This window comes from Nonomuraea sp. NPDC050478 (genome assembly GCF_044458265.1).
In the GTDB taxonomy this organism is placed as follows: Bacteria; Actinomycetota; Actinomycetes; order Streptosporangiales; family Streptosporangiaceae; genus Nonomuraea; species Nonomuraea ferruginea.
The window spans coordinates 1,127,944-1,140,224 of sequence record NZ_JBITHT010000003.1; the positions used below are offsets into that span (position 1 = coordinate 1,127,944).

A 12,281-nucleotide genomic window follows, 5' to 3' on the forward strand; every position below is an offset into this window, starting at 1 on the left:
CGTCCGCGCGAAGAGAGCAACCAGCGCCGTCCACGCGAAGGGTGCGAGCAGCACTACCCGCACGAAGGGGGAGCAGTTCTGCTCGCGCGAAGGGGTGAGCAGCATTAGCGCCGCCCGCCGCGACGAGAGCATGGCACCCCGACCTGCCGGCCCGCCGCCACCCAGCCGGACGAAGACACCCCACCTCGGTCGCCCACCCGAACTGGCACCCCGCCGTCTGAGCCACCACCCTGGCCGCCTCAGCGAAAACACTCGCCCCACCGTCCTAGAAGACCCAACCCCCACCGTCCTTTAAGACCCACTCTGGCTGGTAGCGTCCACTAGGGCGGTGCGATCCTTCACCCGCACAGCCCTGTTCGCCCAGGTAGGTCACGCACGATGAGATCGTTGATCCCACTCGGCGGGGCACCCAGACAGGCTGAGGCATCACCCGGCACGATCCTGACAGGCGTATACATTGCCCGGCACGATCCTGACAGGTGTAGACATCTCCCGGCACGATCCTGAAGGGCGTAGACATCGCCCGAACCACCTGGGAGAGGCTGAGACACCACCTCGCGAACCACTCAGGCAGGCACACCCGCACGACGCTGCTGGGGTAGACATCCCGAACCACGCGGACAGGCTGATGAACCATCCCGCGAACTACGCGAACAGGCACACCCCGCACGACGCGTAGACATCGCCGGACTACCCGGGACTCGCTGAGACACCCCCCAATGACCTCGACCGGCGAGAGCACCACCCTGCGTCATTTCACTCGGCGAGGACGCAACCCTGCGGCACCGTCATGTGGTCTTCTCATCCGCGAGGTCCGGAGTACCAGTACTGGGCCACGTGTCACTAGGGAAGGCGGACGGGCCGAGATCGTCCGCGTGGAGCGCGTCTGGCTCGGGATGGTGCTCGATCAGGGCGAGGAGGGGCTGGAGCCAGGACGCCCTGGGTTCCCCCATCGCGGCGTCGAGTTCGTCAGGGGCGGGCATCCGGCCATCGAGGACCGCCGGCGGCAGCAGGTGTTGCAGGGCGTGCATGAGCAGGTTGGCCATCGAGTAATGAGGATCGATCGCCAGGGCCCGCTCCAAAGCGATCGTGGCCAGAATGCTGTCACCGGCCCGCCACCCTGCCATGGCCAGAAGGGACGCCACCGGAGGAATGAAGGCGGGCTCCAGCCGACGCGTGAGGTCCTTCCACAGGCCGATGTGGGAGTCGTCCATCAGAGTCCAGGCTTCGTCCCGAACCCTGATGACCGCGAGGGCGAGGCCCAGCCTCGCGGCCTCGGCGTCATCGAGCCGGTCACCAGCGGCAGCACGCGCCAGAGCCGCCCGGACCCGTGCGAGCCCTTCGGCCACGAACACCCCGGCGAATTCATCAGAGGCAGAGACGGCGCCACCAGAAACACGGGGCACGCCGGAGGCGGACTCGGGAACGGCGACGTCGGAGACGGCCCCAGCCCCGACGCCGTAAGCGCCAGCCTCAGCGGAGACTGCGCCACCAGAAACAGGATGAACGGCAGAGACCGCACCGCCAGATACGCCGGACACAGCGGAGCCCGGCCCCGAGTCGGCGACGTCGGAGACGGCCCCAGCCCCGACGCCGTAAGCGCCAGCCTCAGCGGAGACCGCGCCATCAGAGACAGGATGAACAGCGGAGACCGCGCCGCCGGAGGTCGTGGTGAGGGCTGTGCGCAGGGTGTGGATCGCGTCGGCTGTCGCTCGGCGCATCGCGAGACGTACGGGGCCGGTGGCCGGGGCGATGGTGCGTTGGAGGGTCTGGCGGTCGGGGAGGGCGACGAGGCCGCGGACGGTGGCCTCGGCGGCCACGCGGCTGCTCCGCGGGTCGTACGGGGTGCCTTCCGGCGGGCAGCAGGTGGCGCTGTCGCACACGTAGGACCAGTAGCGGCCGTCGTGGGCGCGTAGCGCTTCCGCCACCTCGACGCCCGCCCCGGCGGCGATCGCGGTGGCCTCGTCGACGGCCGGGGTGACGGCCTCTCCCGGGCCGTAGCCGACGACGACCACCTGGGACACCTCCTCCCGTTGGAACAGCGCGGTCAGGGGGGCGAGGGTGCCCGGCGGCATGGGGACGTTCCAGCGGGCGGCCACCTTGGCCCGGCTCTGGGCCAGGCCGACCACGATGAGGCTGTCGGCCGGGTGGAAGCCGACGAGGTAGGGCACGGCGGCGAGGATGTCGGCCGGGCTGGTGAGGGTGAGGCAGGTGGCGGAGATGTCGGTCGTCATGGGCACAGAGCGTGCCGCGCGCCGGGCCCCGGGAAGGCGCCGATAACAGGTTCTGTGGACAAGCAGCACCGCGGCCGAACGCCTGTGGATCTGAGGGGGAAGCGCCGCCAACCGGTTCTGCGGACGAGCGGCGCCGCCTGTGGACTACGGCGCGAGGCGCTCCCGTACCATGAGCGCGGCGCCCGCGACCGCCGCCGGCATCGCCACGACCGCCACCAGCGGCACCATGAAGAGCAGGAACACGGCCACGCCGAAGCCGAGTGCCACGGGCAGGTTGCCGCGCAGCAGGCGGAAGCGGTCCTTGCGGAGCAGCCCGCGCCGCTCCATGCCGAGCGTGCTCAGCTCGACCGTCAGGAAGAAGCCCGAGACGGCCGCCCCGAGCACCGGCACCACGGTCTGCCCGAGCACGGGCACGAAGCCGAGGAAGAACAGCGGCACGGTGAACATCAGCACGAACATCAGCGTCACGAGGCTGTCCTTGACGGACCGCGGCAGGGTGCGCCACCAGGGCTGCCCGTCGGCCTCCTCGACGCCGTCGACCTTGGCGGAGAGCTTCTCGTAGAACGGCTCCCCGATGGTGAGGGTGATCGCCGCGAAGGTCACCACCGCCAGCGCCAGCCCGCCGAGGAACAGCGCGATCGCGACCGTGACCCGGAACGCCTGGGCCCAGGACCACGAGTCGGCGAACGGGGTCATGAACTCGGCGAGGCTCAGGGCGTTGGTGCCGAGCAGGATCAGCGCCACCACGTAGACGGCGAACGCGATCACCGCCGGGATGAGCCCGAACAGCCACCACCGGCCGTTCCTCGCCACCCAGCCCACGCCTCGCAGGAAAAAGCCGACACCGGAGCCGAAGTCGCGCAGCGATCGCATGTCCGGCAGGCTAGCGCCAGAACGAGGTGACCGCGTAACCAAGCTCGTCGAAAAGCTCGCGCAGCAGCGGCAGCGAGATGCCCAGCACGGTGCCGTGGTCGCCCTCGATGCCCTCGACGAACCAGCCGCCGCGCCCTTCGATGCTGAACGCGCCGGCGAGGCTGAGCGGCTCGCCGGTGCCGACGTAGGCGGCGATCTCCTCCTCGGAGGGGCTGCCGAAGTGGACGACGGTGGTCGCGGTCTCGGCGACCTGCCTGCCCGCCGCCACGTCGATCACGCAGTGGCCGGTGACGAGCCGCCCGGTGCGGCCGCGCATGATCCGCCAGCGGTCGAGCGCCTCCTCCTGGGTGGCGGGCTTGCCGTAAGGGCGGCCGTCGAGCTCCAGGATGGAGTCGCAGCCGATGACCAGGCCGTCGCCCAGCCCGGCGGCGACCGCCTCGGCCTTGGCCTTGGCCAGGACGAGGCTGAGCGCGGCGGGGGTGTGAGCGCTGAACGCGTCTTCGTCGACCCCGCTCACGATCACTTTGGGGTCGAGGCCCGCGTTGCGCAGCAGGGCCAGGCGGGCGGCGGACGCTGAGGCCAGAACGATCACCGGACCAGCTTACCCGTCACCAGGCCGGGCCCCGCGCGCCCCTGGTGGTGTGCGGCTCGGGCAGGTCGCCGAAGGCGTCGGCGAGGAGGGCGGCCAGTTCGTCGGGCAGGGTGGCGCGCTCGCGGGCCAGCTCGGCGGCCATCTCCTCGGTGGTCATGTCGAGCTCCCCCGCCCGGATGGCGAGCAGGGACATCACCATGGGCGCGAGCAGCGCCAGCAGCCGCATGACGGCGCCGGGGTCGAGGCCGGACAGCCGGGCCAGCCCGTACGCGACGGTCTCGGTGCCCTGGCCGCCGAGCACGTGCGCGAGGATGTTCTGGCCGTCGCGGGCCAGGGAGGCGACGTCTCCGTTGAACGGGTCGGCGTCGGTGTGCTCGTCGAGCGCGGCGCGCAGGGCCTCGGCTCCGTCAGGGTGCTCGGCGTCGCGGGCCATGCCACCGACGATCATCCCGGAGGCGGCCGCGATCGCGTCGCGGGCCCTGCCGGCGTCGGTCGCCAGCATCCCGCCGATCTGCTCCAGGCCGGGATCGCCGAGTTCGGCGAGCAGCCGGTCGGTCAGTCTCACGGCAGTCCCCCTGATCCTCGTCCGGGAGACCTTCCCCGCCCGGCCCCCGGTTAAGTCCGGGGGCGTCCTAACTTTTGGCCAACTCCCCCGGCTCGGCGTCGAGGACGGGCTCCCGCAGCCCGGCGGCGGTGTAGGCGCTGTCCTCGTCGAGCGTCTCGTGCTCCAGGAGGGCGGCCACGATGCCTTCGAGCTTGGCTCGGTTCTCGCGCAGGATGCGGACGGCGTCGTCGTAGCACTCGTCCACGATCCGCCGCGCCTCCTCGTCCACGATGGCGAGCGTGGCGGGCGAAGCCTGCGGCTGCTGGCCGTCGTTGGACAGGATCGTGAGCGGGCCGACCTTCTGCGACATGCCCCAGCGGCCCACCATGCCACGGGCGATCATGGTGACCTGTTCGAGGTCGCTCTCGGCGCCGGTGGTGATGACGCCGTAGATCACGTCCTCGGCCGCCATGCCGCCGAGCGCGCCCGTGATGCGGCCGCGCAGGTAGCGCTCGTCGTAGGCGTAGCGGTCGGTCTCGGGCGTGGAGAGGGTGACGCCGAGCGCCCGGCCGCGCGGGATGATGGAGATCTTCCTGACCGGGTCGGCGCCCGGCAGCAGCATGCCGAGCAGGGCGTGACCGGCCTCGTGGTAGGCGGTCCTGACCCGCTCCTCCTCCGGCATGACGATGCTGCGGGCGGCGCCGAGCTGCAGCTTCTCCAGCGCGTCGGCGAAGTCGGCCGTGCCGACCTTCTCCTTGCCGCGCTTGGCGGCGAGCAGCGCCGCCTCGTTGACGAGGTTGGCCAGGTCGGCGCCGGTCATGCCGGGCGTGGTCTTGGCGATCCGGTCGGCGCTTACGTCCGCCTCCAGCGGCACGCCCCGGGTGTGCACGCCGAGTATCGCCGCGCGGCCGGCCGCGTCGGGCAGCCCGACCTGCACCGTACGGTCGAACCGGCCGGGGCGCAGCAGCGCCTGGTCGAGGACCTCGGGCCGGTTGGTGGCGCCGATGACGATGACGCCCTCGACGCCGGAGAAGCCGTCCATCTCGGTGAGGATCTGGTTGAGCGTCTGCTCGCGCTCGTCGTGGCCGCCGATGCCGCCCGCGCCGCCGCGGGCGCGCCCGATGGCGTCGATCTCGTCGATGAACACGATCGACGGCGCGACCTTGCGCGCCTCCTCGAACAGGTCGCGTACGCGGGAGGCGCCGACGCCGACGATCATCTCGATGAACTCGGAGGCGCTGGCCGAGAAGAACGGCACGTTCGCCTCACCGGCCACGGCCCTGGCCAGCAGCGTCTTGCCGGTGCCCGGCGGGCCGGCGAGCAGCACGCCCTTGGGCAGCTTGGCGCCGAGCCTGCGGTACTTGGCCGGGTCCTTGAGGTAGTCGACGATCTCGACGAGTTCGTTCTCCACCTCGTCGATGCCGGCCACGTCGTCGAACGTGACGCGCACCTTGCCCGCCTCGACCGGCTTGGCGGCCTTCGACTTGCCGAGGCCGCCGACTCCGCCGCCCATCATGCCCGCGCCGCGCCGCATGATCCAGATCCACAGGCCGGCCAGGAGCAGCACGGGGAAGAACGCCAGCAGCAGGTTGAGGAAGAAGCCCCGGCCCGTGCTGAGCGGCTCGGCCCTGATCTCCACCGCGGCGGTCTGCAGCTGCTGGGAGAGCTGGTCGGTGTCGGCGAAGGTGGGGATCTCGGTGCGGAACTCGGTGTAGGACTGGTTGCCGCTGTCGGGGTCGTTGGCCGCCGACTTGAGCTGGCCCTCCACCGACAGGCCGGTGGCGTAGATCTCCTTGACGTTCTTGGCGGTCACCTGCTGGGTGAACTGGGTGTAGGAGATCGTCTCCCTCTCGCCGCTGTCGAAGAACGACGACACCAGGAAGAACACGGCGTAGACGGCCAGCAGGATGGCCACGAACCGCCACCAGTTGATCTTGGGGCGGCCTCCGGGGGTGCCGGGGAGCCCTTCGGCCCGCCACGGTCGCTTGGTCTTGCCGTTCTCCGATGATCGCGGCGCCCCAGAGCGTTCCACGGCGTCGTCACTCCCCAAAATCGCCGCCCTTCATGATCTCAGCGTAGGACGCGCACCCCGGCGATCGCGTGAGGAATGTCGCGCCACCTGTTGCGTTGCGTGTCCGGCACTGTGATGAACACCAGTCCCGGCTTGCTCATTCCGCCGTCCACGACCATCACGGCCGCGCGGGAGCTGCGCTTGCCGTACGTGACCTGGTAGAGCAGCGTCCAGCCGTCCTTGATCCGCTGTGAGCCGAGCCAGCGGATCTTGGAGCCCTCGGGGTGGTGGTTGAGCGTCCACCGGGCGGCCAGCAGGGCGGTGTCGCGGTCGGACTTCTGCGCCTCGATCGGCACCGGGCAGCTGACCAGCATGCCGCGCGGGCCCTTGCTCGGCTTGGGCAGCACCTGCCGGCTGGTGAACGGGGCGGGTCCGTACGACTTCCAGGGCTTGGGCAGGTTGGGCACGGCGAGGCCGGTGCGCTTGTCCTTGATGACGCTCTTGCCGGCGCGGGGCAGCTTCAGCCGCTTGACCTTGGCGGGCAGGCGGGGCAGGCGCTCGTCCGCGTACAGGGCCTCCATCGCGGTGTAGCCGGGCGCGAGCGACGTGCCGGGGGTGGGAGTGGGGCGCGGCGCCGGATCGTCGCCCGAGACGCCCGAGGCGGGCTCGACGGTGGCCTCCGCGGTCGGCCCCGCGGTGGCCTCGACGGTGGCGCCCGCGGTGGCTTCGGCGGTGGCGCCCACAGTGGCGCCGACGGAGGGTTCGGCGGTGGGCGGGCCGGACGAGACGGGTACGGCCGATGGCGCGGCGACCGGCCGGGCGCCGGTCTCGTCCGGCCGCGAGGGAAGCGCCAGGACCACCCCGACGGCGGCGACCGCCACCGCCGCGACCACGGCGAGTCCCCGGTAGATCGCCCCCATCCGGATGTCTCCGATGCGGGAGCGTCTGGGCGGCGAGGCAGGGATTCCCGGGCGGTCTTCGGTTCTCACGCGGGAACCTCTGGTCTCATCAACCCCATTGAGCACGAACCGGAGCGTACGACAAAACCGACCCATCTGCGGGCGATTGCTACCGAAGTGTCATCTCAGGTTGGTGTAACAGGTGGGACTCGGGGTCCGATCCGGTCTCCGCCGAGCCAGGGCGCGTCGGCCACGAAGGTGCACGAGCCGGGCTCGATCTCGGTGAACCCGGCGTCGCGCACCACCGGCAGCCCCTCGTCCACCTTCGCCGAGAAGACGGCGGGCCGGGCGGTGCGCACGGACACCGTGAGACCCCGCGCCCGCCAGGCGGCGCGTCCGGCGGCGTCGCTGGCCCACCAGGCGAGCTGGGCGGCGTGCCCCGCCTGCGCCATGGCCTTGCCCGCGGACATGCGCAGGGCGGGGTTCTCCCACAGGACCGGCAGAGTGGCCGGGCCCGGCTCGCCGGTGTCGGACAGCTCGGTGCCCGACACCTGCAGCCTCGCCAGGTCCCTGGGCCAGGCGTCGAGCGGGACGGGCGGGTGCACGCGCACCTCGGCGGTGCGGTGCTCGATCGTGCGGCCGGGCAGCGCGACGGCCCGCCGCCACTCCGCGCCCCTGGCCCGCCGCACCACCTTGCGGATCCGGCCCGCCTGCCAGGCGCGCAGCTCTCCGGCCCACTCCCCCGGGTCGTCGAGCAGGGAGAGCACCGCCATGGCGGCGGCCTCAAGGGCGTCGGCGCGCTCGGGCGGGCCGGCACGTTCAATCCGCACCACCAGGGGCAGGACCATCTCTTCTGAGTCGTTCATCGCTTCCCAGCATGCCGGATCGCCACCGACATCCCGGCGGCGAGCAGGCACAGCGCCCCGGCCGCGTACCAGGCCACGTCGTAGTGGCCCAGCTGGTCGCGGGCGAGCCCGGCGCCGACGGCGGCCACGGCGGCCCCGACCTGGTGGGAGGCGAACACCCAGCCGAACACCACGGGCCCGTCCGCGCCGTACAGGCTGCGGCACAGCGCCACCGTCGGCGGCACGGTCGCCACCCAGTCGAGCCCGTAGAAGACGATGAACACCAGCATGCTGGGCTCGGGGGTGGCCGCGAACAGGGCAGGCAGCACCATCAGCGACAGCCCGCGCAGCGCGTAGTAGACGCCGAGCAGCACCCGGGGGTCGATCCGGTCGCTCAGCCAGCCCGACAAGACGGTCCCCACGATGTCGAAGACCCCGATCACCGCGAGCAGTCCGGCGGCGGTCGGCTCGGCCATCCCGTGGTCGTGCGCGGCCGGGATGAAGTGGGTGCCGACCAGCCCGTTCGTGCTCGCCCCGCAGATGGCGAACCCGCCCGCGAGATACCAGAAGGGACGGGTACGCGCCGCCGACCGCAGCACGGTCAGCGCGCGCACCGCCGCGTTCGCGGCCGGGGCCGGTGGGGTACGGGGCGCGTCCGGGTCGGCGCCGAGCGCCGTCGTGCCGACCTCCTCCGGGCGGTCGCGCAGCAGCCACCAGACGAACGGCACCACGGCCAGCGCCGAGCCGGCCACCGTCAGCGAGGCCACTCTCCAGCCCGGCCCCTGGGCGAGCTGGGCCAGCACGGGCAGGAAGACGAGCTGCCCGGTCGCCCCGGCGGCCGTCAGCAGGCCGGTGACCAGGCCGCGGTGCCGCACGAACCACCGGTCGGTCAGCGTGGCCGCGAACACCAGGGCCATCGACCCGGTGCCGAGCCCGACGAACACCCCCCACAGCAGCAACAGGTGCCAGCTCGCGGTCATCCACACGGTGAGCCCGCTGCCGGCGGCGACGAGCAGCAGGGCGAGGGCGACCACCCGGCGCATGCCGAAGCGGTCCATGAGCGCGGCGGCGAACGGCGCCATCAGGCCGTAGAGCACGAGGTTGACGGAGACGGCCAGGGAGATCGTGCCCGTGCTCCAGCCGAACTCCTCCCGGAGCGGGTTGATCAGCACGCCGGGGGTGGCGCGGAAGCCGGCGGCGCCCAGGATCGCCACGAAGGCGACGGCCGCGACGAACCAGGCCCGGTGCACGCGGACGCGCCTGGCGGGGGTGGTCAGGGTCATCCGCCAATCCTGATTTATCGCGGTTTCTGGGCACGAGTGGCCCGAAGGCCAATATGTGAAAGAATCCGGCCATGCCGCACCGGATCGCCGTCGTCGTGCTCGACCAGTTCGCGCCGCTCGACCTGGGAGTGCCAGGACAGGTGTTCAGCACGGCCGAGTCGGCGTCGGGCGAGCCCCTGTACGAGGTGGTGACCTGCTCGCCGGGCCGCGCCCCCGCGCGCTGCTCGGCCGGCTACAGCGTGCACCCCGACCACGACCTGGACGTGCTCGACACCGCCGACACGGTGCTGGTGCCCGGCGTGCACGGCGGGCCCGCCCTGCGGGAGGGCGTCATCCCCGGCGAGTTGCGCGAGGCGCTCCAGGGGCGGCCCCGGGTGATGTCGATCTGCACGGGCGCGTTCGTGCTGGCCGCCGCCGGGCTGCTCGACGGCCGCCCGGCCACCACCCACTGGCGCAACGCGGCCCGCTTCGCCAGGCTGTTCCCCCGGGTGAAGCTGGACCCGGACGTGCTGTTCATCGACGACGGCGACGTGCTCACCTCGGCCGGCGTCGCTGCCGGGCTCGACCTCTGCCTGCACGTGATCAGGCGCGACCACGGGAGCGAGGTGGCCAACAGGGCGGCCCGCCGCTGCGTGATGCCCCCCTGGCGGGAAGGCGGCCAGGCCCAGTACATCGAGCGCCCGCTGCCGCCCGCCACCGGCAACGGCACCGCCGCCACCCGCACCTGGATGCTGGCCCACCTGGACGCGCCGCTCGACCTGGAGGCCCTGGCGGCGCACGCCAGCATGAGCGTGCGCACGTTCACCAGGCGCTTCCGCGAGGAGACCGGCATGAGCCCGGCGCGCTGGCTTTCCAGGCAGCGGGTCGAGCACGCCCGTCACCTGCTGGAGACCACCGACCTCGGCGTGGAGGAGGTGGCCAGGCGCGCCGGCTTCGGCACCGCCGTCTCGCTGCGCCAGCACCTGCACGCGGTGGTCGGCGTGGCGCCCCTGGCCTACCGGCACACGTTCCGCCGCCAGTAGGGAATAACCGGACAGGGCGTCCAGTTGCATGAGCCAGTCAAGTGGACACGTCGTCCGCTTCTGTCTCGTGGAGGAGTCTCATGGAGACCGCTCTTCTGGGTGCCGCGTTGCTGGCCGGTTGCCTCCTCGCCGTCCAGGCGTCGGCGAACCTGCAGCTCAACCGGGCCGTGGGCACGCCCTACGGCGCCTCGACCCTGCAACTGGGCGTCGCGACCGGCCTGCTGGCCGTCCTCGCGCTGGCCACCGGCGCCCTCGGCGTGCTCGCCCGGACGGCCGACGTCCCGGTCTGGCACCTGCTCGGCGGCCTGGCCAGCCCGCTCTACATCACCAGCGGCATCCTGCTGTTCCCCCGGCTCGGCGCCCTGGTGACCGCCGGCCTGTTCGTCACCGGCCAGATGTTCGCCTCGCTCGGGCTGGACTCGTTCGGACTCCTCGGGCTGGCGCGTGAGGAACCGGACGCCGGGATCGTCGCGGGCGCCCTCGCGGTGCTGGCGGGCATCACCGTCATCGTCCGCGGCCTGGGCGGCGGCGTCCCCGGCAGGACCCGGACGCGGCCCGGCTGGCTCGCCCTCGGGCTCGTCGCCGGCGCGGCGCTCCCCGTGCAGGGAGCCGTCAACGCCAGGCTCCGGGCCGGCCTGGACGAGCCGCTCACCGTCGCCGCCGTCAGCTTCACCGTCGCCACGCTCACCATCGCGGCTCTCCTGCTGGTGCTGACCGCCACCCGCCGCACGCCCCGCCCGCGCCTCGCGGGGCTGCGGGCGATGCCCTGGTGGGGGTGGCTGGGCGGGGCGTGCGCGGCCGCGTACGTGACGGGGACGTTCCTGCTCCTGCCCGCCATCGGCGCGGCGGTGACGATCGCCCTGACGGTCACCGGCCAGCAGCTGACCTCCGCCGTCATCGACCACTACGGCCTGTTCCGCATGCCCAGGCGGCCGATGGACGCCTCCCGCCTGCTCGGCCTGGCCCTGCTCCTGGGCGGCGCCGTCACGATCCAGCTGAGCTGACCTCCGCCGCCGCGCGACAGCGCGCCCGCGGCGGTCAGGACGAGGCGACCGGGTCCGTGACCCCGCCGGGGCAGGCGACGGCTCCGACGTCCCAGCCCGCGAGCCGCGCCCCGGCCTCGTAGGCGCTCTGGTAGAAGGCCAGGACGGCCTCGCGCGGGGAGGGCTCGGCCCTGGCGTCGTCGTAGCGCAGAATGGCCAGGTGGCTCCCGCGCTGCTCGACCCACTCCGCGGTCCCGGGGAGCAGCGGTTGGCCGGCCAGCCCGGCGGGCTCCGGCGCGGTGTAGGAGTAGAAGGCCGGTTGCGGGAAGGTGTCGTCGCCGAACCAGAAGCCGGAGCTGATCACCTCGCGGGAGTACGCCTCGCGGGTCACCGGGTCGTTGCCGGAAGGCTGGTCGATCACCCGGTCGGAGAACCTCGTGGAGGCGATGTCGAAGGTGTGCCAGAAGTGGTGGACCGGGCTGATCTTGCCCGAGTAACCGGAGGCGAACTCCTCCAGCACCAGGTTGACCTGGCTGAGCACCTGCCAGTAACGCGTCGCGTGGACGGGGTCGTAGGCCGCGTGCTCGGTGTCCTCGGCGAACGGCCGGCCGGAGTCGGGCAGGTCGAACGGCTGCGGAATGTCGACGTCGACCGGCGCGTCCAGGTCCCCGAGTGCCCGCATGACCTCGTCGTAGAACGACGCCACGGACTGGCCGTAGAGGGGGAACGTCACCGCCCGGCCGTCGATCGTGGCGACGACCAGCTGATGGGCGACGAAGTCGAAGTCGATGGTGAAGATCGGCCCGCCGTCGGCCCGTCCCGTCGGGCGGGTGGTGATGCCCCGCCCGGTCAGGTGGAACGGCACGTGCCACCAGTGGTTGCGCCGGATCCCGGCCGCGAGGCGGATCTTGCCGACGATCTGGGCGAAGCGGTGCAGCGTGGCCTTGGTGTCCTGCCATGCGGCCAGCGGGATCGCGGGAAACAGTTCCATGTCC

Annotated in this window: 11 protein-coding genes; 2 read left to right on the forward strand and 9 right to left on the reverse strand. The window is 72.3% G+C overall.

The annotated features are described in order from the left end of the window. Positions 1-788: 788 nt before the first annotated feature. The 8 genes from ACIBF7_RS19460 to ACIBF7_RS19495 form a co-directional block, all read right to left on the reverse strand. Positions 789-2,234 carry a DUF4192 domain-containing protein gene (locus ACIBF7_RS19460; protein WP_271277106.1) on the reverse strand — a complete coding sequence of 482 codons (1,446 nt, stop codon included), beginning with the start codon at positions 2,232-2,234 and terminating at the stop codon, positions 789-791. Positions 2,235-2,378: 144 nt separating this feature from the next. Then, positions 2,379-3,107 carry an EI24 domain-containing protein gene (locus ACIBF7_RS19465; RefSeq protein WP_187281025.1) on the reverse strand — a complete coding sequence of 243 codons (729 nt, stop codon included), beginning with the start codon at positions 3,105-3,107 and terminating at the stop codon, positions 2,379-2,381. A 10-nt stretch (positions 3,108-3,117) separates the two neighbouring features. Next, on the reverse strand, positions 3,118-3,699 hold the full coding sequence (locus ACIBF7_RS19470; protein WP_271277107.1) for a nucleoside triphosphate pyrophosphatase: 582 nt from the start codon (positions 3,697-3,699) through the stop codon (positions 3,118-3,120). 16 nt (positions 3,700-3,715) lie between these two features. Continuing rightward, positions 3,716-4,264, reverse strand: coding sequence for a DUF937 domain-containing protein (locus ACIBF7_RS19475; RefSeq protein WP_187281024.1), 549 nt, complete (start codon positions 4,262-4,264; stop codon positions 3,716-3,718). A 67-nt stretch (positions 4,265-4,331) separates the two neighbouring features. Further along, positions 4,332-6,275 (reverse strand): ATP-dependent zinc metalloprotease FtsH, encoded by a 1,944-nt coding sequence (gene ftsH / locus ACIBF7_RS19480; RefSeq protein ID WP_397197742.1) that lies wholly within the window; start codon positions 6,273-6,275, stop codon positions 4,332-4,334. Between the two features lie 38 nt (positions 6,276-6,313). Beyond that, on the reverse strand, positions 6,314-7,174 hold the full coding sequence (locus ACIBF7_RS19485) for a hypothetical protein (RefSeq protein ID WP_271277108.1): 861 nt from the start codon (positions 7,172-7,174) through the stop codon (positions 6,314-6,316). A gap of 164 nt (positions 7,175-7,338) precedes the next feature. Continuing rightward, complete coding sequence (locus ACIBF7_RS19490) at positions 7,339-8,019, reverse strand: peptidyl-tRNA hydrolase (protein ID WP_271277109.1); 681 nt, start codon at positions 8,017-8,019, stop codon at positions 7,339-7,341. Continuing rightward, a complete protein-coding gene (locus ACIBF7_RS19495; RefSeq protein WP_148030093.1) occupies positions 8,016-9,281 on the reverse strand; it encodes an MFS transporter in 1,266 nt (421 codons plus the stop codon). The genes ACIBF7_RS19490 and ACIBF7_RS19495 overlap by 4 nt, the downstream gene beginning before the upstream one ends. A gap of 71 nt (positions 9,282-9,352) precedes the next feature. On the opposite strand from ACIBF7_RS19495, the gene ACIBF7_RS19500 reads away from it, so the two are divergent. Continuing rightward, positions 9,353-10,303, forward strand: a complete 951-nt coding sequence (locus ACIBF7_RS19500; RefSeq protein WP_148030092.1) for a GlxA family transcriptional regulator — start codon at positions 9,353-9,355, stop codon at positions 10,301-10,303. Positions 10,304-10,383: 80 nt separating this feature from the next. Further along, positions 10,384-11,307 (forward strand): DMT family transporter, encoded by a 924-nt coding sequence (locus ACIBF7_RS19505; RefSeq protein ID WP_271277110.1) that lies wholly within the window; start codon positions 10,384-10,386, stop codon positions 11,305-11,307. Between the two features lie 34 nt (positions 11,308-11,341). On the opposite strand, the gene ACIBF7_RS19510 is transcribed toward ACIBF7_RS19505, so the two are convergent. Continuing rightward, positions 11,342-12,277: a DUF5996 family protein gene (locus tag ACIBF7_RS19510; protein WP_271277111.1), complete on the reverse strand. Its 936-nt coding sequence runs from the start codon at positions 12,275-12,277 to the stop codon at positions 11,342-11,344. Positions 12,278-12,281 lie beyond the last annotated feature (4 nt).